General features: G+C 70.5%; 26 protein-coding genes and 3 tRNA genes. 21 read left to right on the top strand and 8 right to left on the bottom strand.

The genetic code is table 11. From position 1 onward, the window contains the following. Window positions 1-33: 33 nt before the first annotated feature. The 3 genes from ACZ6TD_RS21635 to ACZ6TD_RS21625 form a co-directional block, all read right to left on the bottom strand. Complete coding sequence (locus ACZ6TD_RS21635) at window positions 34-483, bottom strand: protein kilB (protein WP_471356402.1); 450 nt, start codon at window positions 481-483, stop codon at window positions 34-36. Between the two features lie 41 nt (window positions 484-524). Then, window positions 525-731: a hypothetical protein gene (locus ACZ6TD_RS21630; protein ID WP_471356400.1), complete on the bottom strand. Its 207-nt coding sequence runs from the start codon at window positions 729-731 to the stop codon at window positions 525-527. Between the two features lie 628 nt (window positions 732-1,359). Then, a complete protein-coding gene (locus ACZ6TD_RS21625; RefSeq protein ID WP_471357925.1) occupies window positions 1,360-2,076 on the bottom strand; it encodes a GntR family transcriptional regulator in 717 nt (238 codons plus the stop codon). Window positions 2,077-2,134: 58 nt separating this feature from the next. Between ACZ6TD_RS21625 and ACZ6TD_RS21620 the strand changes: the two genes are divergently transcribed. From ACZ6TD_RS21620 to ACZ6TD_RS21600, 5 genes are all read left to right on the top strand, one after another. Continuing rightward, complete coding sequence (locus ACZ6TD_RS21620; protein ID WP_471356398.1) at window positions 2,135-2,947, top strand: class I SAM-dependent methyltransferase; 813 nt, start codon at window positions 2,135-2,137, stop codon at window positions 2,945-2,947. 445 nt (window positions 2,948-3,392) lie between these two features. Continuing rightward, window positions 3,393-4,259: a helix-turn-helix domain-containing protein gene (locus ACZ6TD_RS21615; protein WP_471356395.1), complete on the top strand. Its 867-nt coding sequence runs from the start codon at window positions 3,393-3,395 to the stop codon at window positions 4,257-4,259. After that, window positions 4,256-5,155: an aldo/keto reductase gene (locus ACZ6TD_RS21610; protein ID WP_471356393.1), complete on the top strand. Its 900-nt coding sequence runs from the start codon at window positions 4,256-4,258 to the stop codon at window positions 5,153-5,155. The genes ACZ6TD_RS21615 and ACZ6TD_RS21610 overlap by 4 nt, the downstream gene beginning before the upstream one ends. Before the next feature lie 90 nt (window positions 5,156-5,245). Further along, the gene (locus tag ACZ6TD_RS21605; protein ID WP_471356390.1) at window positions 5,246-6,067 is read left to right on the top strand and encodes an alpha/beta fold hydrolase; all 822 of its coding nucleotides are present in this window, start codon (window positions 5,246-5,248) and stop codon (window positions 6,065-6,067) included. Window positions 6,068-6,232: 165 nt separating this feature from the next. Beyond that, entirely contained in the window at window positions 6,233-6,679 is a 447-nt protein-coding gene (locus ACZ6TD_RS21600; protein ID WP_471356388.1) for an MscL family protein, read from the top strand. Here the strand turns inward: ACZ6TD_RS21600 and ACZ6TD_RS21595 are convergent. Beyond that, the gene (locus ACZ6TD_RS21595; protein ID WP_471356385.1) at window positions 6,676-7,932 is read right to left on the bottom strand and encodes an amidohydrolase family protein; all 1,257 of its coding nucleotides are present in this window, start codon (window positions 7,930-7,932) and stop codon (window positions 6,676-6,678) included. The genes ACZ6TD_RS21600 and ACZ6TD_RS21595 overlap by 4 nt on opposite strands. Window positions 7,933-8,079: 147 nt before the next feature. Between ACZ6TD_RS21595 and ACZ6TD_RS21590 the strand changes: the two genes are divergently transcribed. Both ACZ6TD_RS21590 and ACZ6TD_RS21585 read left to right on the top strand, forming a co-directional pair. Continuing rightward, a complete protein-coding gene (locus ACZ6TD_RS21590) occupies window positions 8,080-8,952 on the top strand; it encodes a DUF1206 domain-containing protein (RefSeq protein WP_471356382.1) in 873 nt (290 codons plus the stop codon). 172 nt (window positions 8,953-9,124) lie between these two features. Continuing rightward, complete coding sequence (locus ACZ6TD_RS21585; RefSeq protein ID WP_471356379.1) at window positions 9,125-9,583, top strand: DUF3574 domain-containing protein; 459 nt, start codon at window positions 9,125-9,127, stop codon at window positions 9,581-9,583. A 27-nt stretch (window positions 9,584-9,610) separates the two neighbouring features. Here the strand turns inward: ACZ6TD_RS21585 and ACZ6TD_RS21580 are convergent, their stop codons facing one another. Continuing rightward, the gene (locus ACZ6TD_RS21580) at window positions 9,611-10,276 is read right to left on the bottom strand and encodes an NAD(P)H-binding protein (RefSeq protein WP_471356376.1); all 666 of its coding nucleotides are present in this window, start codon (window positions 10,274-10,276) and stop codon (window positions 9,611-9,613) included. 24 nt (window positions 10,277-10,300) lie between these two features. Beyond that, window positions 10,301-11,581, bottom strand: coding sequence for an amidohydrolase family protein (locus ACZ6TD_RS21575; RefSeq protein ID WP_471356374.1), 1,281 nt, complete (start codon window positions 11,579-11,581; stop codon window positions 10,301-10,303). Window positions 11,582-11,809: 228 nt separating this feature from the next. On the opposite strand from ACZ6TD_RS21575, the gene ACZ6TD_RS21570 reads away from it, so the two are divergent. The 6 genes from ACZ6TD_RS21570 to ACZ6TD_RS21545 all read left to right on the top strand — a co-directional run bounded on the left by ACZ6TD_RS21570 (window position 11,810) and on the right by ACZ6TD_RS21545 (window position 14,495). Then, a tRNA-Thr gene (locus tag ACZ6TD_RS21570) sits at window positions 11,810-11,882 on the top strand. Between the two features lie 59 nt (window positions 11,883-11,941). Further along, window positions 11,942-12,014 (top strand) — tRNA-Met (locus ACZ6TD_RS21565). Window positions 12,015-12,101: 87 nt separating this feature from the next. Next, window positions 12,102-12,266, top strand: coding sequence for a 50S ribosomal protein L33 (gene rpmG / locus ACZ6TD_RS21560; protein WP_009715907.1), 165 nt, complete (start codon window positions 12,102-12,104; stop codon window positions 12,264-12,266). 84 nt (window positions 12,267-12,350) lie between these two features. Then, entirely contained in the window at window positions 12,351-12,821 is a 471-nt protein-coding gene (locus tag ACZ6TD_RS21555; protein WP_471356371.1) for an FAS1-like dehydratase domain-containing protein, read from the top strand. Next, window positions 12,818-13,252 (top strand): MaoC/PaaZ C-terminal domain-containing protein, encoded by a 435-nt coding sequence (locus tag ACZ6TD_RS21550; protein ID WP_471356369.1) that lies wholly within the window; start codon window positions 12,818-12,820, stop codon window positions 13,250-13,252. The genes ACZ6TD_RS21555 and ACZ6TD_RS21550 overlap by 4 nt, the downstream gene beginning before the upstream one ends. A 187-nt stretch (window positions 13,253-13,439) precedes the next feature. Then, window positions 13,440-14,495 carry a UDP-N-acetylmuramate dehydrogenase gene (locus tag ACZ6TD_RS21545; protein WP_471356366.1) on the top strand — a complete coding sequence of 352 codons (1,056 nt, stop codon included), beginning with the start codon at window positions 13,440-13,442 and terminating at the stop codon, window positions 14,493-14,495. Between the two features lie 236 nt (window positions 14,496-14,731). Here the strand turns inward: ACZ6TD_RS21545 and ACZ6TD_RS21540 are convergent, their stop codons facing one another. Together ACZ6TD_RS21540 and ACZ6TD_RS21535 are read right to left on the bottom strand one after the other, a co-directional pair. Beyond that, entirely contained in the window at window positions 14,732-15,745 is a 1,014-nt protein-coding gene (locus tag ACZ6TD_RS21540; protein WP_471356363.1) for an adenosine deaminase, read from the bottom strand. A gap of 149 nt (window positions 15,746-15,894) precedes the next feature. Continuing rightward, window positions 15,895-17,133 carry a pyridoxal phosphate-dependent aminotransferase gene (locus tag ACZ6TD_RS21535; protein ID WP_471356360.1) on the bottom strand — a complete coding sequence of 413 codons (1,239 nt, stop codon included), beginning with the start codon at window positions 17,131-17,133 and terminating at the stop codon, window positions 15,895-15,897. A gap of 182 nt (window positions 17,134-17,315) precedes the next feature. Here ACZ6TD_RS21535 and ACZ6TD_RS21530 point away from each other — a divergent pair. The 8 genes from ACZ6TD_RS21530 to rplL all read left to right on the top strand — a co-directional run bounded on the left by ACZ6TD_RS21530 (window position 17,316) and on the right by rplL (window position 22,493). Continuing rightward, a tRNA-Trp gene (locus tag ACZ6TD_RS21530) sits at window positions 17,316-17,388 on the top strand. Window positions 17,389-17,496: 108 nt separating this feature from the next. Beyond that, window positions 17,497-17,787, top strand: a complete 291-nt coding sequence (secE, locus tag ACZ6TD_RS21525; RefSeq protein WP_037952862.1) for a preprotein translocase subunit SecE — start codon at window positions 17,497-17,499, stop codon at window positions 17,785-17,787. Window positions 17,788-17,870: 83 nt separating this feature from the next. Then, window positions 17,871-18,707, top strand: coding sequence for a transcription termination/antitermination protein NusG (gene nusG, locus ACZ6TD_RS21520; RefSeq protein ID WP_471356357.1), 837 nt, complete (start codon window positions 17,871-17,873; stop codon window positions 18,705-18,707). 181 nt (window positions 18,708-18,888) lie between these two features. After that, complete coding sequence (gene rplK / locus ACZ6TD_RS21515; protein WP_020869305.1) at window positions 18,889-19,323, top strand: 50S ribosomal protein L11; 435 nt, start codon at window positions 18,889-18,891, stop codon at window positions 19,321-19,323. 95 nt (window positions 19,324-19,418) lie between these two features. Beyond that, window positions 19,419-20,138, top strand: coding sequence for a 50S ribosomal protein L1 (gene rplA, locus ACZ6TD_RS21510; protein ID WP_471356355.1), 720 nt, complete (start codon window positions 19,419-19,421; stop codon window positions 20,136-20,138). Window positions 20,139-20,289: 151 nt separating this feature from the next. Further along, window positions 20,290-21,180 carry an SCO4651 family lipoprotein gene (locus ACZ6TD_RS21505; protein WP_471356353.1) on the top strand — a complete coding sequence of 297 codons (891 nt, stop codon included), beginning with the start codon at window positions 20,290-20,292 and terminating at the stop codon, window positions 21,178-21,180. A 275-nt stretch (window positions 21,181-21,455) separates the two neighbouring features. Next, the gene (gene rplJ / locus ACZ6TD_RS21500; RefSeq protein ID WP_020869302.1) at window positions 21,456-22,019 is read left to right on the top strand and encodes a 50S ribosomal protein L10; all 564 of its coding nucleotides are present in this window, start codon (window positions 21,456-21,458) and stop codon (window positions 22,017-22,019) included. Between the two features lie 84 nt (window positions 22,020-22,103). After that, window positions 22,104-22,493 carry a 50S ribosomal protein L7/L12 gene (gene rplL, locus ACZ6TD_RS21495; protein WP_030835056.1) on the top strand — a complete coding sequence of 130 codons (390 nt, stop codon included), beginning with the start codon at window positions 22,104-22,106 and terminating at the stop codon, window positions 22,491-22,493. Window positions 22,494-22,788: the final 295 nt, after the last annotated feature.

The following is a 22,788-nucleotide window of genomic DNA, read 5'->3' as shown; positions in this document are numbered from 1 at the left end:
TGAAGTAATGGGAAGGCTCGTCGGGGACGGGCCTTAGAACAGAGCGGCAGCCGCCGTCACCAGCCGGTCAGCCGCCTCGATGGCGTCCTCCCGACGTGCGGCAAGCGCGTTGGGGTCAGGGGCCCCACGCAGCGCGTAGGTGGCTCGCGCCGCGTCCTCGGCCATCCCGGTCAGCTCGGGGGCCAGGAGAGCGACCGTGGTCAGGGGCGCGGTGATCGCGGCGCGGGTGGTGTGGCTGTCGGCGCGGGCAGCGGCGTACGCCTCGGGGGCGTCGCCGGTCATCCGCAGATCCTCACGCACCCACATCGCCCGGCGGTGCTCGGCCAGCGCCGCCACCAGCGCGGTCACGGCGGCCAGCCGGTCACTCCGACGAACCTCGGTACGGGCCTCGGCCCGCTCGACCCGCCCGGCCCGCTGCTGTAAGACGTACGCCACAGCCGACCCCAGCAGGGTCCCCACCACGGCAATGATGCTGCTCCACATAAGCCCTCCCCGAATCAGGCGGTGCCGGAATACCCGGCTCGTCAGTTGGTGTAGTTGGCCCTGGCGGCGTCCAGTTCCTCCCAGGTGGCCCCAGCGTTCCGGGCCTCCCGCTCAGCCCTCGCGGCCTCCTGCAAATACGGCCGGTGCTCGGCACTGCCGAACCCGTGAACCCGCTGCGCCGTCCGCGCCACGCTGTGCGTGTTCGCGGCTTCCTCGACCAACTCGCTCTTCTTGCTGAACAGGCCCATGACACGTCCTCTCGGATGCGGGCCGGACTGTCCGGCTCCCCACACCCCGCCCGTACGGCACCGCACAGAAGCGGCCCGGACGGGCGGAGGAGGCAACCGGCCGCAGCGCTAGCCGCTGCGATGGCAGGAAGAAGGGGGACCGGCTTGTTCGTCGGCGGAAGACGCCGCGAACGGGGTGACATGCAGGCGCCGCTGTGCCGGTCGATCACGGCGGCGCCCAGGTATTTCGTTGGCTGTGCACGGTGCCTCCCTGAATGGGAGCGGGCGTGGACAGGTCTCCTTCGAGGTGGGCCGCGCCCGTATCAGGTAGCGCGGCCATGACCTCGTGTAGGCGTATGGAGACATGACCTTTCGGTCTAAGCCCTCCGGTTAATGACAAGGCGCCGGGTCGCCTCCCCCCGTCCAATGCGGGGCTCCTGGTCGTGCATGGCGAAGCAGCCCCGCCCCCGAAGGGTTCGGGCTGGCTTGCGGCCACATCCATAGACTGGACCGGTGGACCGGTCCAGTCAACCTCTTTCGATGAGATTCGGTTACGACGGATCGCATCTCTGCTGGTGAGAGCCGCTTTTCGGGAAAGAAAAAAGCTGGACCGGCGGACCGGTCCAGCTCCTCTTGTTGCGCCTGACGGCTACATCTCGTAGGTCTCTTCCCGCTCATAGAGAGGGCCCGGCGTGACCCCTTCCTCACAGACCAGCGGGCGCCCCTCTTGGTCGTACGCCGTGTGCAGCACGACGGCTACCGGTGTCGGATCCGACAGACCCAGGTGCTCCGCCTCGATCTCCGTCGCCAGGCGCACCGTGGTGACGTCCGCCCCCTCCACGGGGAACCGGCCGGTCTGTCGGCGTACGTACCGCGTCGTCCCCTCGGCGATGGGGGCGGTCTGGGCCAGGCGGGGCGCCGCCTCCGCCACCTCGGGCGGGAACCACGCCACCGCGTAGCTGTGGGGGCTCCCGTCGGGAAGCTGCATCACGCGCACCCGGCGGAGTGCCTCCGCGTCGCCGTCCATCCGAAGCGCCTCGGCCACGTGCGCCGGAGGTGCCGCCCAGTCGGGGGCGCCCACGCGCAGGAACGGCATACCGCCGGTCACGCGCGCCGAACCGGCCCGGCGCCCACCCGCCGGCCGCGCCTTGGGGGTCTCGGTGACGATGAACCCCGTGCCTTGCTTGGCCTCGACCACGCCGTCGTTTCGCAGCACGTCCATGGCCTTGATGGCAGTGGCCCGTGACACGGACCACTGCTCGGCCAGATCCCGCCCCGATGGGACGATCTCGCCCGGCTCGAACTCACCCGCTGCGATCCGGGACCGCAGTGATTCCGCGATTTCCTCGTACTTCAGCAGCGCCATGGCTCCCCTTGTCAGGTCCGTACTGGACTGGTCCACCGGTACACAGGATACTGCCCTTATGCCGAAACCAGAGCTGGCCCTAGCACCGGAGATCGAACACTTCTACTCACAGGTCATCGACGAGAACGCCCGGCTGAGCATGTCGGCAGACGGGCGGCTGGAACTCATCCGCACTCAGGAGATCCTGCGCCGTTTCCTCCCACCGGCCCCGGCGCGCGTCTTCGATGTGGGGGGAGGGACGGGGGTGCACGCGCGGTGGCTTGTCGAAGACGGCTACAAGGTCGAGCTGATCGACCCCGTGGCCCGGCACGTCGAGCAGGCGGCGGCCATTTGTCCCGCATCGCAGGGCGACGCGCGTGCGCTGGACGCGGCAGACGCCAGTTACGACGTCGTGCAGCTCCTCGGCCCGCTCTACCATCTGCCCGATCCGGGAGACCGGCGCCAGGCCCTCTCGGAGGCTCGGCGCGTGGTGAAGCCGGGGGGCCTGGTCGCCGCAGCGGGCATCAACCGGTACGCCTCCCTCTTCGAGCACGTCAGCTATGCCCACCTGCACACCGACCGTCTACAGACGGCCATCTCCAAGATCCTCAGCACCGCTGTGCACGACGGCAAAGGCTTCACCCTGGCCTACTTCCACCGTGCCGAGGAACTGGCGGACGAACTGCGTGCGGTGGGACTGACCGACGTCGAGGTGTTCGGGATCGAGGGCCCCGCGTGGTCGCTGCTCAAGGCGGTTGAGCAGCAGCCGGGCGAAGGGCCTACAGACGACCTCTTCGCCTCCGCACTGACAGCCGCGCGGATGGCTGAGCCCTACCCCGAGCTTCTGGCCGCCAGCTCCCACCTGTTGGCGGTCGGGAAGGCGCCCCTGTAATCCGGGCTGTCCGGCGCGACCCATGGGACAGGCGTGGGGCAGAGCGGCCCAGTTGGGCTGTTCTGCCTGGTCATAGCAGCACGACCGCGCAGTCTGTAAATCCGTCGGCTTAGCCTACCCAGGTTCGAATCCTGGCGCCGCCACATCAGGGAAACGGCCCTCGAGCTGCGGAAACGCGGCCGGGGGCCGTTCTCGTCCGCGGACCGGGATCAGGCCCGGAATGGGCGATCCATCCCCCTGTGTCCCACCCGATCTCGCGTGCTGACCACCGTGTGCGGGGCATGCGTGGGGCACGCCCGGGGACCACCCCCGGTTCGTCAGCGCCGCATCGATCCGGGCGTCCGCCACGGCTGCGGCTACCCGCGATGGCGGGTCCTGCTGCCGCGCCCGGGTGGGTGCACCGCACCCACGCCCCGACGCGGGGGACCGATTTAGCGTGGTGGGCATGGAAAGCGACAACGAGCTCGGTGACTACCTGCGTGCTCGCCGAGCGATGGTCACGCCGCGGGACGTCGGGCTGCCCGACGGTGGGGACCGGCGGGTGCCGGGGCTGCGGCGGGACGAGGTGGCGCTGCTGGCCGGGGTGAGCTCGGACTACTACATCCGCCTGGAGCAGGGCCGTGAGCGCCATCCGTCCGAGCAGGTGCTCCGGGCGATCGCCGGGGCACTGCGGCTGGACGGTGCCGCGGCCGGCCACCTGTTCCGGCTCGGTCTGCCCGTCTTCGCCACGGCGGCCGCGGCGCCGACCGTCGCCGTGGAGCTGCTGCGGTTGATGGACGGCATGCGCGACGTGCCGGCCTTCGTGGTCGGCGCGGCGCAGGACGTACTGGCGGCCAACGCGATGGCGCGCGAGCTGTACCGCGGTTTCGCCCGGTACGACAACCTGCTGCGGATGATCTTCCTCGATCCCTTCGCGCGGGAGTTCTACGCCGACTGGGACAAGGCGGCGCACATCGCGGTGGGCAACCTGCGGGCGTCCTCCTCGCAGTTCCCGGGCGATGAGCGGATCGAACGGGTCGTCGGCGAGCTCAGCGTGCGCAGCCCCGCCTTCACCGGCCTGTGGGCGCGTTACGAGGTCCGTCCGCGCACGCGGGAGGACAAGCATTTCCGCCACCCTCACGTGGGCGAGCTGCGGCTGCACTTCGAGGCGCTGGCCGTCACCAGCGCCCCGGGCCAGCACCTGTCCGTCTACAGCGCGGAACCCGGCAGCGCCGGCGCCGATGCCCTGGCCCTGCTCCGTCGGTCGGCCGAGCGGGACTCAGCCGCCACCGGCCAGGACGCTCCCGCTGAGGAAGGAGAATTCCGATCATGACCGCGTCTCTGTCCGACGCCGTCGGCACCTTCGAGGTGGCCGGCAAGAAAGTCACCCGTCTCGGCTTCGGCGCCATGCGCCTGACCGGGCTCGGCGTGTGGGGCGAGCCCGACGACCGCGAGGAGTGCGTCCGGGTGGTACGCCGGGCCGTCGAACTCGGCGTGCGGCTGATCGACACCGCGGACTCCTACGGCCCCTACGTCAGCGAGGAGATCATCCGGCAGGCGATCCATCCCTACCCCGACGACGTGCTCATCGCGACGAAGGCCGGGCTGACCCGCAACGGCCCGGACACGATCAGGACCCCCGAGGGGCTGGTGCGCCTGGGCCCGAAGGCGTGGCCGCCGGTCGGGCGCCCGGAGTACCTGCGCCAGCAGGCCCTGATGAGCCTGCGCCGACTCGGCCTGGACCACATCGACCTGTTCCAGCTGCACCGCGTCGACCCGAAGGTTCCGCTGGAGGACCAGGTCGGTGAGATGAAGAGGCTCCAGGACGAGGGCAAGATCGTCGCGATCGGTCTGTCCCAGGTCACCGTCGACCAGATCGAGCAGGCTCGCACGATCGCCGAGATCGCCACCGTCCAGAACCGCTACAACCTCACCGACCGCAGCTCCGCCGACGTCCTGGACTACTGCACCCGCCACGGCATCGGCTTCATCCCCTGGGCGCCGGTGGCCGCGGGCGATCTCGCCCGCCCCGGCGGCCCGGTCGACCGGATCGCGGCCGCCCACGGCGCCCGTCCGTCCCACGTGGCGCTGGCCTGGCTGCTCGCCCGCTCCGAGGTCGTGCTGCCCATACCCGGCACCTCCAAGGTCGCGCACCTGGAGGAGAACCTGGCCGCGGCGACGCTGCGGCTGACCGACGCGGAGATCGACGAACTCACCCGAGCCGCCTGACCGGCGCCCGGCGAGGCCGCCCGTAGCCCTCCACGCCGGAAAGTCACCTCTCTTCCCCCACTCCATTCACCGAAGAAGGCGCCTCACGCCATGCTGCTTCCCTCCGATGAGGCAGGCCGGGGACGGCCTGTCGTCCTGCTGCACGCCCGGCCCACCGACCGCACCATGTGGGACGCCCACCTCCCGCTGCTCGCCGAGGCCGGCGTGCGGGCCATCGCCCTGGACCTGCCCGGCCACGGCGACGCGCTCGTGCCCGACCGCCACGAGGTGGCCCCCTGGTCGGACGTGCTCGACACGCTCGACCGCCTCGGGGCCGACCGCTTCGTCCTGGCCGGGAACTCGCTCGGCGCCCTGGTGGCGCTCCAAGCCGCCGTCACGGCACCCGAGCGGGTGGAGGGCCTGGTACTGGTCGGGTACCGGCCCCATGACCAGCCCGCCTCCCCACGTCTGCGAGCCGCCTGGGACGCCGAAAGCGCGGCGCTGGCCGCGGGCGACCTGGACACCGCGGTACGGACCGGCGTCGAGGCGTGGACGTCGGCCGACGCGACCGACGAGGTACGCGCCCACGCCGCCCGCATGCTCCGCCGCCGGCTGACCGGCCAACTCGCCCACGGCGAACCGCCACAGGCGGCGGACCCGCTCGGCACGGGCCCGGCGACGCCGCGCACGCTCACCGTCCCCGCCCTGGTCGGGGTCGGCGAACACGACATGCCCGACTTCCACGAAGGCGGCGAGGGCCTGGCCCGTGACCTCGACGCGGGCCGGACCGTCGTCATCCCCGGCGCCGGACACCTCGCGCCGCTGGAACAGCCCGCGGCGTTCTGCGCCCTGCTGATGGACTTCGTCCGCCGCCTCCCGCGGCAGTCGTCGCCCGCACACGGCTGGAAGTCCGCTGAGTCCGGCGGGAGCTGATCCCGGCCGAGCGGCCCGGAAGGTCCGGCGGGGCGAAGGACACCATGTCGCCGTGGGTCTCCCACTGCCGCCGTACGGGCGGCCGTTCGTCGTGGCGCACCGTGGGCTCCGTAAGACCGCTCCTAGGGTGGTGATTCCCCCGTATCAGGACAGAGAGGGCGGATCGTGTTCAGGGGCTTCAAGAACTTCCTCATGCGCGGTGATGTCATCGTCGTCGCCGTCGGTCTGGTCACCGCGCTGGCGTTCTCGACGCTGATCAAGGCGTTCACCGACTCCGTGATCAACCCGATCATCGCCCGGCTCCAGGGCGGCACATCGGTCGGGCTCGGCTGGCAGCTCGGCGCCCAGGGGAACACCTCGACCTACCTCAACATCGGGTCGTTCATCTCCGCCCTGATCTACTTCATCATCTTCATGGCCGTCATCTACTTCCTGATCGTCGTGCCGTACAAGTACACCCAGCGCCGCCGGGGCGCGGAGGTCTTCGGGGAGCCGGGCCCGATCAAGACCTGCCCGGAGTGCCTCGCCGAGGACGTCCCCGAGGCGGCGCGCAAGTGCCGCTACTGCGGCTCGGACCAGCCGCGCACGAGCGAGCCGCCGCGCCCGGCCTAGCCGCCGCGTACGGCCTGGCCGCCCGCCCCCGCCGGACGCGCCCGGTCGAGGTCCAGCTCCAGCATCCGGATCGCGTTGCCGCGGAGGATCTTGTACGTGGTCTCGGGGGAGAGGCCGGCCACATGCTCGGCGGCGATGCGGCGGGTGTGCGGCCAGGTGGAGTCGACGTGGGGGTAGTCGGTCTCGAACGTGGCGTTGTCCACGCCGACCGTGTCCAGCGAGGCGACCCCGTGCTTGTCGCGGAAGAAGCAGCAGAAGATCTGCCGGTAGTAGTACGTGGACGGCGGCTCGGGGATGAGGTCGCGGACGCCGCCCCAGGCGCGGTGCTCCTCCCAGACGTCGTCGGCGCGTTCCAGGGCGTAGGGGATCCAGCCCATCTGGCCCTCGGCGTAGGCCAGCTTCAGGCGCGGGAAGGAGACCAGGACGCCGCTGAAGAGGAAGTCCATCATCGACGCCATGGCGTTGTTGAAGCTCAAGGATGCCTGGACGGCCGGCGGGGCGTCGGGGGAGGCGGCGGGCATCTGGGAGGAGGAGCCGATGTGCATGCACACGACCGTCCCCGTGGCCTCGCACTCGGCGAAGAACGGGTCCCAGTAGCCGCTGTGGATGCTGGGGAGCCCGAGGTAGGTGGGGATTTCGCTGAAGGTCACCGCGCGGACGCCGCGGGCCGCGTTGCGGCGGATCTCCCGCACGGCGAGGTCGACGTCCCACAGGGGGATCAGGCAGAGCGGGATGAGGCGGCCGCCGCTGTCGCCGCACCACTCCTCGACCATCCAGTCGTTGTACGCGCGGACGCACGCCAGCCCGACCTCCTTGTCCTTCGCCTCGGCGAAGGTCTGGCCGCAGAAGCGGGGGAAGGTCGGGAAGCACAGCGACGCCTCGACATGGTTGAGGTCCATGTCGGCGAGCCGGGCCTTGGGGTCCCAGCAGCCGCGGCGCATCTGCTCGCGGGTGATGCCGTCGAGGGTCATCTCGTCGCGTGAGAAGCCGACGGCGGCGATGATCCGCTTGTAGGGGAAGAGGTCGCCCTCGTACTGCCACCAGTCGGTCAGCTGGCCGTCCGGGTCGGTGGTGAACTTGTACTTGCCGCCGATGTAGGCGAGTTCGCCGATCCCGGCCGTGAGGGGCTTGGGGCCGCGGTCCCGGTACTTGGCCGGGAGCCAGGTCTCGAAGAGGTGCGCGGGCTCGATCACATGGTCATCGACGCTGATGACCAGGGGCAACTCGGTGGTGCCGTTCGTCTCGCCGGTCATCTCGCCATCTCTCCCCGGTCTCCTCGTGGTGGTCCTGTCCGTTCGCTTCATCTGACGGTTCGTCAGATTCGGTGCGGGAAGAGTAGGGCGGATCGCTTCAACCAACAAGAGAAAGTCCCGTTTCCGCACGTACGTCCGGGGCAGACGATGGTGCGACAACGGGAGGGAACGGTGAACAACGCATCGTCGATCGCACGCGGATGGGGTTCGGCAACGCGCACCCGCGCCCCGCGCGAGGCGGGCACCCGGGTCATCGAGACGGCGGCCCGCTGGGGGCTGGCCACCCGGGGAGTGCTCTATCTGCTCATCGGCGTCCTGGCGCTGCGCATCGCCTCGGGGGACCACGGCGAACAGGCCGACCGGGGCGGGGCAATCCAGGTCCTCGCCGAGCAGCCGTTCGGCGCGGCGCTGGTCTGGGCGGTCGGCATCGGGCTGGTCTGCATGGCGCTGTGGCGGCTGTCCGAGGCGGTCTTCGGGGCCGCGGGGCCGGACGGGGGCGCGGCGCGGAAGCGGCTGGCGGGGGCGGCCCGCGCGGTCTTCTACGGCGTCGTCGCGTACTCGGTGCTCTCCTTCGCCACCGGCGAGCAGGGCAGCGGCTCCAGCGACCGCCAGTCGAAGGACGTGACGGCACGCGCGCTCGACCTGCCGTACGGCCGGTGGCTGGTCGCCGCCGCCGGGACCGCGGTGGCCGTGGCGGGGGTGTGGATCGCGGTACGGGCGATCCGGTGCGGCTTCCGCGAGCACCTCAAGGTGGGCGCGATGTCCCGGCGGACGCGGCGGGCCGTGGAGGCGCTGGGGATCTGCGGCGGGGTGGCCCGCGGGGCGGTGTTCGCGGTGGCGGGCGGCTTCGCGCTCACGGCCGCGGTGCGCTACGACCCGGGCAAGGCGAAGGGCATCGACGACACCCTGCGGACCTTCGCCGGGACGGCGGCGGGGCCCTGGCTGCTGATGGCGGTGGCGCTCGGGCTGGCGCTCTTCGGGGTGTTCTCGTTCGCGATGGCCCGGTGGCGCAGGGTCTGAGCGACGTCCTGGGCCGGGTGGGTGGTCCCGGGTCGGGTTTCCGCCCCCTGCCGCCGGGCCGGATCAGGCCCCGCGCATCGCGCGGATACGCCCCCGCGCCTCGCACGGATGTGCACCGTAAGGCGCTCTTCCCGAGGACTCCCGGCGCCGGGACGATCGGACGATGCCGACCATGAAGCCACGCGTCCGTCTCGCCGCCGTCGGGGCGGCCTTCGCCCTCGCCGCCGCCACCCCCGTCGCCGCGTACGCCGCGCTGGACGACCCGCCCGCCGCGGCGGCCTCCGGCGCCGTGGGCCGGGGCAAGCCGTACGTCGAGACCCGGCTCTTCTTCGGCACCGAGCGTCCCGACGGCGGGCCGCCCGTCACCGAGAAGCAGTTCCTGGCCTTCGTGGACCGGCAGATCACCCCGCGCTTCCCCGCCGGCCTGACCATCCACGACGGCCGGGGGCAGTGGCGGGACCAGAACGGGACGATCGAGCGGGAGCGCTCGTACGAGGTGGTCCTGCTCTACCCGGCCTCCGAGGCGGGGACGCAGGACCCGCGGATCGAACGGATCCGGACGGCGTACGAGCGCGGTTATGCCCAGGAGTCCGTGGCCCGGGCCGACGCCCCGGCCCGGGTGGACTTCTGAGCGGCCGGGTCGGACCGGACCGGCCCCTCACCCCCGCTCGGCGACCGCCCCCACCGCGTCCGCCACCGCCGTGTCGCCGTTGATCAGCTCCAGCGTGCGGCCCGCCGTACGGGGCTCGTCCAGGAGGGCGACCAGGACCGCGGCCACGTCGTCTCGGGTGATCTCGGCGCGGCCGGTGCGTTCGGCCAGCTTCACCCGGCCCGTGCCCGGGTCGTTCGTCAGCCGTCCCGGGCGCAGCACGGTCCAGTCGAGGCCGTCCCGCGCGCGGATGTCGTCGTCCGCCGCGGCCTTGGCGCGCAGATAGGCGGCGAAGACCGGGTCGGTGTCCGGCGGCGGCTCGTGGGAGGCGCCGGTCGAGGAGACGATCAGGAACCGCCGGGCCCCGGCCCGTTCGGCCGCGTCCGCGAAGAGCACCGCGGACCGGTGGTCGACGGTGTCCTTACGGGCGGCACCGCTGCCGGGGCCCGCTCCGGCCGCGAAGACGGCCGCGTCCGCGTCCTCCAGATGCTTGACCACGTCCTCCGGCGAGGCCGACTCCAGGTCGCAGACGACCGGTTCGGTGCCCGAGGCCAGCAGGTCGCCCGCCTGTTCCGGCTTGCGGATGATGCCCGCCACTTCGTCTCCGCGCGCGGTGAGCAGCCGCTCCAGCCGCAGCGCGATCTGTCCATGTCCACCAGCGATGACAATGCGCATGATCCCGACCGTACGCCGTGCGGCCTACTGTTGCTCGCCGCCGCTCTGCGGCCGCGCCTGCCGGGGCAGATCCAGCGCCGCCGCGGCCGCCGAGTCGCAGTACTCCCGCACCGCGCTGGTACGGGCCACCACCCGCCCCCGGTGCACCACGACCCTGCTGTACGCGAGCGAGAGCACCCCCGCGAGGCCGTCCCCGCGCACCGCGAGCAGCTCCGCCGGGAACCCGGCCTCCACCCGCACCTCGGCGAGCCCCATCGCGGCCCGCGCCCGCGCGCACACCGCCTCGTACGCCTCCTCGGGCCGCGACCCGCCCCGGGACGCCAGCAGAAAGGCGGCCTCCAGGGGATCGCCGCGCCCCACCGGGTTCACCGCGTCCCGCAGCGCCCCGCTGCCCGCGGCCACCCGGACGCCCGCGGCGCGCAGCAGCCGCACCGGCGCGCAGGCTCGGGTGCGCGCTCCCCGCATGCCCTGGTGCTCCAGCCCGGCGCAGTCGCCCTGGGGGAGGCAGACGACGGTCACCCCGGCCGCCGCCAGCCGCTCGGCGGCCCTCCCCGCCATCTCCGCGGGCAGCCGGGACAGCCCGCCGCAGGGGCCGATCGTGACGCCCGGCCGCAGCCCTCCGGCCATCGCCGCGAGCCGGGCGAGGCGGGCCGGGTCGTCACCGTCCGTGTGCAGATCGACGGCGCAGCCGTGGTGCGCGGCGAGGTCGAGGACGGCCTCGGCGTGGCCGGTCGGATCCGGGTCGAGGTCGGGGCAGCCGCCGATGACCGACGCGCCCATCCCCACCGCGTCCCGCAGCACCGCCAGACCGTCCGCCCCGGCGGTGCCGGTCAGCACCCGGGGCACCGCCACCGCGCTCAGCTCGGTGAGCCCGCGCAGCGACCGGCCGGCCTCCAGGACCGCCTCCAGGGAACGCAGTCCGTGCACCCCGCCGATGCGGACATGGGTGCGCAGCGCCGTCGCGCCGTGGCCGAGCTGGAGCAGGGCGGCCTCGACGGTGCGCCGCTGGACGTCCTCGGGGGCGTAGGGGACCGGGCCCGCCATGTCGGCCGTAAGGGCGGTGTCGCAGTGGGCGTGGGGTTCGGCGGGGGCGGGCAGCAGCAGATAGCCGCCGAGGTCCAGCCGGGTGCCGGGGACGAGGCTGCCCGCCGTGCCCACGGCCTCGATCCGCCCGCCGCTGAGCCGGACGTCCACGGTGCGCCCGTCGGCGAGCCGGACGCCGCCGAGCACCAGGGCGGTGGGCTCGCCGGGGGCCGCTCCGCCGTTCCTGGGCGGCTGTTGCGGCTGCTGCTGGCTCTCGGGCATCGCGCTCCTGGGATTCGCGCCGAGCACGCGACGGGTGACGCGCCGGGCACGCGTCGGATGCGTGCGCAGTCAAGATCACGTGGGTGCGAAGCGAAGCCTAGGACGAGGTGGGGGCGGCTTCGCGGAGGAGCCGAATAGTCGTACTGGTGTGGTGCATGAGCCCAGGGTGACGAGGGGCCGATACGGATTTCACCTTCGGCTGCCGACCGTGTAATGTCTTCATCGCTCGCCCCAATAGCTCAGTCGGCAGAGCGTCTCCATGGTAAGGAGAAGGTCTACGGTTCGATTCCGTATTGGGGCTCTGATGTGTGAGGCTTCCCGTTCCGCTACGCTGGTTGGGCGGGGAGTCACTCGCATCGCAGCGGTGTAGCTCAGTCGGTAGAGCAAGCGGCTCATAATCGCTGTGTCACCGGTTCAAGTCCGGTCACCGCTACTGACAGTAGCCGATTGTGGGGTCGGTCCTTCGATCGGCTACTCTTTCTGCGTTAATCCCCTCATCCGTTCGTCAAGGAGCACTCACGTGGCTGCCACCGACGTCCGCCCGAAGATCACGCTGGCCTGCGTGGAGTGCAAGGAGCGGAACTACATCACCAAGAAGAACCGGCGCAACGATCCGGATCGTCTTGAGATCAAGAAGCACTGCCCGCGTTGCAACGCGCACACCGCGCACCGTGAGACGCGATAGCAATAAACTCGCATTCGAGGCCGCCCCCACTCGCGGGGGGCGGCCTCGTTTCGTTGGTCATTCAATCGCAGGAGGTGTGCGCCGATGGCGCTCGACCAGTCCTTCGTGGGGCGGACCTACCCGCCCACCGCCCTGTACGAGGTCGGCCGGGAGAAGATCCGGGAATTCGCCGAGTCCCTCGGTGACACCAATCCGGTCTACACCGACCCCGAGGCGGCCCGGGCCCTCGGTTACCCCGATGTGATCGCCCCGCCGACGTTCATCTTCACGATCACCTTCAAGGCGGCCGGGAAGCAGGTTGTCGAGGACCCGCAGCTGGGACTGGACTACAGCCGGGTGGTCCACGGCGACCAGCGGTTCGAGTACACCCGCCCGGTCCGCGCGGGGGACCGCCTGGGGGTCACCTCGATCATCGACTCGATCAAGTCGCTGGCCGGCAACGACATCCTGTCCGTCCGCGGCGAGGTCCACGACGAGGCGGGTGATCATGTAGCGACGTCGTTCACGACGCTGGTGGCCCGCGCCGCCGACGCAGAGGTGGAGGAGAGCAGATGACGGCCAAGATCTCGTATGACGCCGTGGAGGTCGGCACCGAGGTGCCGGTGCGCGAGTTCCGGGTGAACCGCGCCGACCTCGTGCGCTACGCGGGCGCGTCGGGCGACTTCAACCCGATCCACTGGAACGAGAAGTTCGCCAGGGAGGTCGGCCTCCCCGACGTCATCGCGCACGGCGCCTACACCATGGCCGAGGCGGCCCGGGTGGTGACCGAGTGGGCCGGCGACCCCGGCGCCCTCGTCGAGTACGGCGTCCGCTTCACCCGGCCGGTCGTGGTCCCCAACGACGACAAGGGCGCGGTCATCGAGATCGGCGCCAAGGTCACCGCCAAGCTGGACGACGAGGCCCGTACGGTGCGCCTCGACATCACGGCGACCAGCGCCGGCCAGAAGGTGCTGGGCCGGGCCCGCGCCGTGGTACGGCTCGGCTGAGCCCCCGACCGCGCCCGATGCGGCCCCCGGGCGGATGAGAGCACGCCGGAGCGCGTGCGGCCCGTCCGAGCCCCTTACGGGCAGCACGGAGCCCCTTACGGCCCGCAGGCCCGCCGGCCCCCGGATTCCCCACACCGGGGGCGGCCGCCGCCAGGAGCCCAGGGGGCGCCCCCGTACTCTTGAGCGCGTGCAGGAACTCCACGACGCCCCCCTCGCGCCCCTCACCACCTTCCGCCTCGGCGGACCGGCCAACCGGCTGCTCACGGCCACGACCGACGACGAGGTCATCGCCGCGGTCCGGGCGGCCGACGCGGCCGGGACCCCACTGCTGGTGATCGGCGGCGGCAGCAATCTGGTCATCGCCGACAAGGGCTTCGACGGCACCGCCCTGCACATCGCCACCAGCGGCTTCACGCTCGACGGCACCCGCCTGGAGCTCGCCGCGGGCGAGAACTGGTCGGCCGCCGTGGCCCGTACGGTCCAGGCGGGGCTCGCGGGCATCGAATGCCTCGCCGGAATCCCCGGCTCCGCGGGCGCGACGCCAATACAGAACGTCGGCGCCTACGGCCAGGAGGTCTCGGCCACGATCACCGAGGTGATCGCCTACGACCGCCGCGCCGACGAGGTCGTCACGATCCCGAACGCCGACTGCGCCTTCTCCTACCGCCACAGCCGCTTCAAGGCCGACCCCGACCGCCATGTGGTGCTCCGGGTCCGGTTCGAGCTGGAGGACGCGGGCGGGCTCTCCGCGCCCGTCCGGTACGCCGAGACCGCGCGGGTGCTCGGCGTCGAGGTGGGGGACCGGGTGCCGGCCGCCGTCGCCCGCGAGACCGTCCTGGGGCTGCGCGCGGGCAAGGGCATGGTGCTCGACCCCGAGGACCACGACACCTGGTCGGCGGGGTCGTTCTTCACCAACCCGGTGCTCGACCAGGACGCCCACGCCGCCTTCCTGACCCGCGTCGCCGAACGCCTGGGTCCGGACACCGTGCCGCCCGCCTTCCCGGCGGGCGACGGCCTGATCAAGACCTCCGCGGCCTGGCTGATCGACAGGGCGGGCTTCACCAAGGGCTACGGAACCGGCCCGGCCCGGATCTCCACCAAGCACACGCTCGCCCTCACCAACCGGGGCGACGCCACGACCGAGGACCTGCTGGCGCTGGCCCGCGAGGTGGTGGCCGGGGTCGAGGAGGCGTTCGGGATCCGGCTGGTCAACGAGCCGGTGACGGTCGGCGTGAGCATCTGAGGCTCACAAGCGCAGTGTCACGTGACGCTGTGCGCTACGGGGGTTCGGCGGATCTACGCTCTCCCCCGGCCCCTTCCCGCAGCCGATATGCGGCTCCGCCGCGTGGCAGGGGCTTCGCCCCTGGACCTGGGGTCTGGGGCAGAGCCCCACCACGCGGCGGAGCCGCATATCGATGCTGTGGGAAGGGGCGGGGAGGGGAGCAGCCCGCCGCAGGCGGCAAGATCCGCCGGACAGCCCTAGGACGCGATCCATTCGTCGATCTCCGCCAGCATCCGCCGCCGGACCTCCTCCGGCGCCGCCGAGCCGCGCACCGACTGACGCGCCAGCTCGGCCAGTTCGGCGTCCGTGAAGGCGTGGTGCTCGCGCGCCAGCTCGTACTGCGCCGCCAGCCGCGAGCCGAAGAGCAGCGGGTCGTCCGCCCCGAGCGCCATCGGCACCCCCGCGTCGTACAGCGTGCGCAGCGGGACGTCCTCCGGCTTCTCGTAGACCCCGAGCGCCACGTTCGACGACGGGCACACCTCGCAGGTCACCTCGCGCTCGGCGAGCCGGGCGAGCAGCCGCGGGTCCTCCGCCGCACGCACCCCGTGCCCGACTCGGGCCGCGCCCAGGTCGTCCAGGCAGTCCCGGACGCTGCCGGGGCCCGACAGCTCACCGCCGTGCGGCGCCGCCAGCAGCCCGCCCTCCCGGGCGATGGCGAAGGCCCGGTCGAAGTCGCGGGCGAATCCGCGCCGTTCGTCGTTGGAGAGGCCGAAGCCGACCACGCCGCGGTCCGCGAAGCGCACCGCCAGCCGGGCGAGGGTGCGGGCCTCCAGCGGATGCTTCACGCGGTTGGCGGCGACCACCACCCTGATCCCGAGACCGGTCTCCGCGGAGGCGCTCTCGACCGCGTCCAGGATGACCTCCATCGCGGGGGTCAGCCCGCCCAGGCGCGGGGCGTACGAGGTGGGGTCCACCTGGATCTCCAGCCACTGGGCCCCGTCCCGCACGTCCTCCTGGGCCGCCTCGCGCACCAGCCGCCGGATGTCGTCGGCCTCCCGCAGGCAGGAGCGTGCGATGTCGTACAGCCGCTGGAAGCGGAACCAGCCGCGCTCATCGGTGGCGCGCAGCTTCGGCGGCTCACCGCCGCTCAGTGCCTCGGGGAGATGGACGCCGTACTTGTCGGCGAGTTCGAGGAGGGTTCCAGGGCGCATGGAGCCGGTGAAGTGGAGATGCAGATGCGCTTTGGGGAGCAGGTGTACATCGCGTGCCATCTGCAGATACTGCCGCACGTCCGGACCCGCCGGTACCGCTTTCCCCGAACGGGGAGGCGCGCGCACGCGGAACGGGCCGGAATCCGCCCCCGCGGACTCCGGCCCGTTCCTCTCATGCGTACGGATCGCGTGTACGAAGGCCAGGCGCCTTACGCGCTCGCCTCGCCCAGCAGCTTCTGCAGCCGGGAGATGCCCTCGACGAGGTCCTCGTCGCCCAGCGCGTAGGACAGCCGCAGATAGCCCGGAGTGCCGAACGCCTCACCCGGCACCACCGCGACCTCGGCCTCCTCCAGGATGATCTCGGCCAGCTCGACAGTGGTCCGCGGCCGCTTGCCGCGGATCTCCTTGCCGAGCAGCGCCTTGACCGAGGGGTAGGCGTAGAAGGCGCCCTCCGGCTCCGGGCACTCGACACCGTCGATCTCGTTCAGCATCCGCACGATGGTGCGGCGGCGGCGGTCGAACGCCTCGCGCATCGCGGCCACGGCGTCGAGGTCGCCCGCGACGGCGGTCAGCGCGGCGACCTGAGCGACATTGCTCACATTCGAGGTGGCGTGCGACTGCAGGTTGGTCGCGGCCTTGACGACGTCCTTGGGGCCGATGACCCAGCCCACCCGCCAGCCGGTCATCGCGTACGTCTTGGCGACACCGTTGACCACGATGCACTTGTCGCGCAGCTCGGGCACCACGACCGGCAGCGAGTGGAACTCCGCGTCGCCGTAGACCAGGTGCTCGTAGATCTCGTCGGTCAGCACCCACAGCCCGTTGTCGGCGGCCCAGCGGCCGATCGCCTCGACCTGCTCACGGCTGTAGACCGCGCCGGTGGGGTTCGAGGGGGAGACGAAGAGCAGCACCTTGGTGTTCTTGGTGCGGGCCGCCTCCAGCTGCTCGACGGAGACCCGGTAGCCGGTCGTCTCGTCGGCGACGACCTCCACCGGGACACCGCCGGCCAGCCGGATCGACTCCGGGTAGGTGGTCCAGTAGGGCGCGGGGACGATGACCTCGTCGCCCGGGTCCAGGATCGCGGCGAACGCCTCGTAGATCGCCTGCTTGCCGCCGTTGGTCACCAGGACCTGGGCCGCCTCGACCTCGTACCCGCTGTCACGCAGCGTCTTCGCGGCGATCGCGGCCTTGAGCTCGGGGAGGCCGCCGGCCGGGGTGTAGCGGTGGTACTTCGGGTCGCGGCACGCCGCGGCCGCGGCGTCGACGATGTAGTCGGGCGTGGCGAAATCGGGCTCACCGGCGCCGAAGCCGATCACCGGACGGCCTGCGGCCTTGAGGGCCTTGGCCTTGGCGTCGACGGCGAGGGTCGCGGACTCGGAGATCGAGCCGATCCGGGCCGATACCCGCCGGTCGGTCGGGGACTGTACTGGGGGAGTAGCAGCGGTCATAGATGCATCGTCGCAGACGGGCGAAATGGGTGGCACACGGGTTTGCTCCAGAGTTCGCGCGCTTCTCGTTCGACGCCCGGCCGTCAAGCACGTACACTCATCCGTCGTTGGCCGATCAACAGCCGGATCCGACCGCACACTCCGTGCAGCCGGGTGTATGCGGTAGGTTGGGAGTGCCGCAAAGGGTCGTAGCTCAATTGGTAGAGCACTGGTCTCCAAAACCAGCGGTTGGGGGTTCAAGTCCCTCCGGCCCTGCTACACGCACTGTGATGAGGGTGCGTGCATGCGTACGCAAGGACAAGCACCGCTGTGCGGCCGGGCCGGACGCGGCACGGCCACGACCCGGATTCAGGTGAGGACGTAGTGACGGAAGCCCTTGGCTCCACCGCGACGCCTGAGAGCGGTCGTCCCGAGGATGAGGAGACGACCAAGCGAGGTCGTCGTGGTGGTAAGCGCGCGAAGAAGGGGCCCTTCGGCCGGCTCGCGCTTTTCTACCGCCAGATCATCGCCGAGCTGCGGAAGGTCGTCTGGCCCACCCGCAGCCAGCTGTCGACGTACACCAGCGTGGTGATCGTCTTCGTCGTCATCATGATCGGCATCGTGACCGTGATTGACTATGGGTTCAACAACGCCATCAAGTACGTCTTTGGCTGAGACCCTCGCGAAAGGCGGCCGCTTCCCGGCGTCGCCTCTTTCGCACGTTCCACCCCCTTTGAAGCCAGGAAGAAGCAGCCACCGTGTCTGACCCGAACCTGAACGACGCCGCCGAGCCCGTCGAGTCCCGTGAGGACGAGCTCGACATCGTCGAGGCGGCGGACTCCGACCAGGCTGAAGCAGCCGACGCCTCGGCGGGCGTTCCCGCCGAGGAGGACGCGCTGCGCGTCGAGGACGAGGAAGCCCTCGAGACCGAGACGGCCCAGGCGGATGACGCGGTCGAGGCTGAGGCCGAGGCCGAGGTCGACCCGGTCGCGGCGCTCCGCGAGGAGCTGCGCGGGCTGCCCGGTGAGTGGTACGTGATCCACACCTATGCGGGCTACGAGAAGCGCGTGAAGGCCAACCTGGAGCAGCGTGCCGTCTCGCTGAACGTCGAGGAGTTCATCTACCAGGCCGAGGTCCCCGAGGAAGAGATCGTCCAGATCAAGAACGGCGAGCGCAAGAACGTCCGGCAGAACAAGCTGCCCGGCTATGTGCTCGTCCGCATGGATCTGACGAACGAGTCGTGGGGCGTCGTCCGCAACACCCCGGGCGTCACCGGCTTCGTGGGCAACGCCTACGACCCGTACCCGCTGACCCTGGACGAGATCGTCAAGATGCTCGCCCCCGAGGCCGAGGAGAAGGCCGCCAAGGCCGCCGCCGAGGAGAGCGGTGTGCCGGCGCCGAGCCGCAAGGTCGAGGTCCAGGTGCTGGACTTCGAGGTGGGCGACTCGGTCACGGTCACCGACGGCCCGTTCGCGACCCTGCAGGCGACGATCAACGAGATCAACGCCGACTCGAAGAAGGTCAAGGGCCTGGTGGAGATCTTCGGCCGGGAGACCCCGGTCGAGCTGAGCTTCGACCAGATCCAGAAGAACTGAGTCTTTTCAGAACTGAGTCTCTTCACGAGAACTTCCGAACAGGTCAGACGGGCTTTTACGGCCGGTCTGACCTGCTCGGTTTTAAGGCGCACAGCTATACCCGTTATCGTTGTGCGGTATGCCTCCATCCGGATGATCCGGTTCGGAGGCGAACACCCTCTCACTAGGACCCGGAGAGAGCATGCCTCCCAAGAAGAAGAAGGTCACGGGGCTGATCAAGCTCCAGATCCAGGCCGGCGCCGCGAACCCGGCCCCGCCGGTCGGCCCCGCGCTGGGCCAGCACGGCGTCAACATCATGGAGTTCTGCAAGGCGTACAACGCCGCGACCGAGTCGCAGCGCGGCATGGTCGTGCCGGTGGAGATCACGGTCTACGAGGACCGCTCCTTCACCTTCGTGACCAAGACCCCGCCGGCCGCCAAGCTGATCCTCAAGGCCGCGGGCGTGGAGAAGGGCTCCGGCGAGCCGCACAAGACCAAGGTCGCCAAGATCACCCGCGACCAGGTGCGTGAGATCGCCACCACCAAGATGCCCGACCTGAACGCCAACGACCTGGACGCCGCCGAGAAGATCATCGCCGGCACCGCCCGCTCCATGGGCATCACGGTCGAGGGCTGACACCCCACGCGCGAGGGCCGACAGCCCCCGTGGCCACCTGTGGCAGGGCCAAGCGCTGGCCCGGACCACGAACTCCACAGACATCAGGAGCAAGAGTGAGCAAGCGCAGCAAGACCCTCCGCGCTGCGGACGCCAAGATCGACCGGGAGCGCGCGTACGCCCCGCTCGAGGCCGTCCGTCTGGCGAAGGACACCTCCACCACCAAGTTCGACCCGACCGTCGAGGTCGCCATGCGCCTGGGCGTCGACCCGCGCAAGGCCGACCAGATGGTCCGTGGCACCGTGAACCTGCCGCACGGCACCGGTAAGACCGCCCGGGTCCTGGTCTTCGCGACCGGTGACCGTGCTGCGGCCGCGGAGGCCGCCGGCGCCGACATCGTCGGCTCCGACGAACTCATCGACGAGGTGTCCAAGGGCCGTCTGGACTTCGACGCCGTCGTCGCCACCCCGGACCTCATGGGCAAGGTCGGCCGCCTCGGCCGGGTGCTCGGTCCGCGTGGTCTGATGCCGAACCCGAAGACCGGCACCGTCACCCCCGACGTGGCCAAGGCCGTCACGGACATCAAGGGCGGCAAGATCGAGTTCCGCGTCGACAAGCACTCCAACCTGCACTTCATCATCGGCAAGCTCTCGTTCGACGAGACGAAGCTGGTGGAGAACTACGCCGCGGCGCTCGAGGAGATCACCCGTCTCAAGCCGTCCGCCGCGAAGGGCCGCTACATCAAGAAGGCGACCCTGACCACCACGATGGGCCCCGGCATCCCGCTGGACGCCAACCGCACCCGCAACCTGCTGGTCGAGGAAGACGCCATCTGAGGCAGCCCCTGATCAGCGCACCACGGTGTGCAACCGCCGGGCCCCCGCACCGCGTCGAAGGTGCGGGGGCCCGGCGTCTTCTGTTGTCGGCCTCCTCCGCTAGAGTCACTCTGCACAAGACGTAAAAGAGAAATAAAAACTAGGGGGAGCCGTGCGCGGTACTCATGTCGGTGCGCGATGGGCGATAGCCGCTGGAAGTCTCGTTCTGATGGTCGGTCTCACCGCGTGCGGAAGCGAGAAGTCCGGTGACGACAAGGCCGGTGACAAGACGGGCGGCGACAAGTCCGGGCAGTCCGCGATGAACCCGCTGGCGGCGCTCAAGCTCGCCTCGCAGCAGACGGACAAGAAGAACTCGGCCAAGGTCGAGGGCACCACCAAGATGGGCGAGCAGAACTCGCAGATGTCCGGCGACATGGACTGGGCCAACGGCATCCGGGCCAACATGTCCATCACCCAGAACGGTGGCGCCATCGCCTCGTCCCCGATCGCGGGCAAGCCGATGGACGCCAAGTACACCCCGGACGCCATGTTCCTGAACATGGGCGACGAGTTCGCCGCCCAGGCGGGCGGCGGCAAGCACTGGGTGAAGTACGACTACGACGTGCTGGCCCAGAAGGCGGGCCCCTCGGGCGCCTTCCTGAAGGACCAGATGCAGAACAACAACCCGTCGCGCTCGGTGGAGCTGCTGCTCGCCACGGGCAAGGTCAAGAGCGTGGGCAGCGAGGACGTGAAGGGCGTCAAGGCCACCCACTACACGGGCACGGTCAAGGTCTCCGAGATCGCCAAGATGCAGTCCAAGGAGCTCAGCCAGTCGGATCTGGACGCCCTGCAGAAGCAGCTCGAGTCCTCCGGTATGGACACCGAGACCATCGACCTGTGGGTGGACGAGGAGAACCTGCTGGTCAAGAAGCGTGAGCAGGCGCAGAGCAACAACGGCGCCTACGACTCCACGGTCTTCTACTCGGACTACGGCACCAGCGTGACGGTCACCGAGCCGTCCTCCTCGGACACCGTGGACTTCCAGGACATGCTCCAGCGGTAGAGCCGATTTGCCTGGCCGCGGCCCGTTCGCGTAAGCTCCCACAGAAGCCAAAGACCGCTGGTTGTCGCCGTGTCCCGCAAGGGATCCGGTGGCTGAAGGATCCGCTAGCCGCGGGCGACCTGCGTAGGTGACTGTGGTTGTACTCCCGAACGGGCCGTGGGTCCGGGTCGGTCGAGTTACGCCCCGTGCGCCTGCGCCGGGGCGTTTTCGCGTTGTCTCAGTCTCCTTCCTTCAGGCCGAAGCGGTCCTCATCACCCGGAAGGAGGCCGAGGCTCATGGCGAGTCCTGACAAGGTCGCAGCCGTCGACGAGATGCGGGAGAAGTTCCGCAACGCGAACGCGGCCGTTGTGACCGCGTACACCGGTCTCACCGTTGCGCAGCTGAAGGAGCTGCGCCGTTCGCTCGGTGAGAACGCTCAGTACCGTGTGGTGAAGAACACGCTGACCAAGATCGCGGCCAACGAGGCCGGGATCAACCAGCTCGACGACCTGTTCTCGGGTTCGTCGGCCGTCGCCTTCGTGACCGGTGACCCGGTCGAGGCGGCGAAGGGTCTCCGTGACTTCGCCAAGGACAACCCCGCTCTCGTCATCAAGGGCGGTGTCCTTGACGGTAAGGCGCTGTCCGCCGACGAGATCAAGAAGCTCGCGGACCTCGAGTCCCGTGAGGTGCTGCTCGCCAAGCTGGCGGGTGCGATGAAGGCCAAGCAGTCCCAGGCTGCCGCGCTCTTCCAGGCCCCGCTGTCGAAGTTCGTCCGGACCGCCGAGGCGCTCCGGCAGAAGCAGGCCGAGCAGGGCGGTGCCGACACCCCGGCTCCCGCCGAGGCCGAGGCCGCCGAGTAATCAGGCCCCGGTCGCAGCGGGCCCGGAAGCCCGCCGACATGTACATCCGGCACCACCTGCCGAATTAGTGGAAGGACCGCCATCATGGCGAAGCTCAGCCAGGAAGACCTGCTCGCGCAGTTCGAGGAGATGACCCTCATCGAGCTCTCCGAGTTCGTGAAGGCGTTCGAGGAGAAGTTCGACGTCACCGCCGCCGCCCCGGCCGCCGTGGTCGCCGCCGCTCCGGGTGCCCCGGGCGCCGCTGCCCCGGCCGAGGAGGAGAAGGACGAGTTCGACGTCATCCTCACCGGCGCCGGCGACAAGAAGATCCAGGTCATCAAGGTCGTGCGTGAGCTGACCTCCCTGGGTCTGAAGGAGGCCAAGGACCTCGTCGACGGCACCCCGAAGCCGGTCCTCGAGAAGGTCAACAAGGAGCAGGCCGACAAGGCCGCCGAGTCCCTCAAGGGCGCCGGCGCCTCCGTCGAGGTCAAGTGACCCCTCGAGGTCGACTGACCTCGCGGCCCGCCGCCACACGCCGGTAGGACGTCCGGCGGCGCGGCCCGGTTCCACGCCAGGGGCGATCACCCGTTCGGGTGGTCGCCCTTCGGCGTTCCCGTGACGGTTACATTGCCTTATGGGCTTGTGGAGGTAGGGTGATCTTCGTTGCCCGTCGCCACGCCCTGTGACGATCTCGCCGGAGTGGGGGGCCTTGACGAACGGCACGCAGCGCGCAATTCTCAGGACGCGACGTCACACCGATCCGAAAGTCCGAGGCATGGATCGTCGGCGA

Source organism: Streptomyces yongxingensis, assembly GCF_055597465.1.
This window is presented reverse-complemented; position numbering and strand designations above follow the sequence as displayed.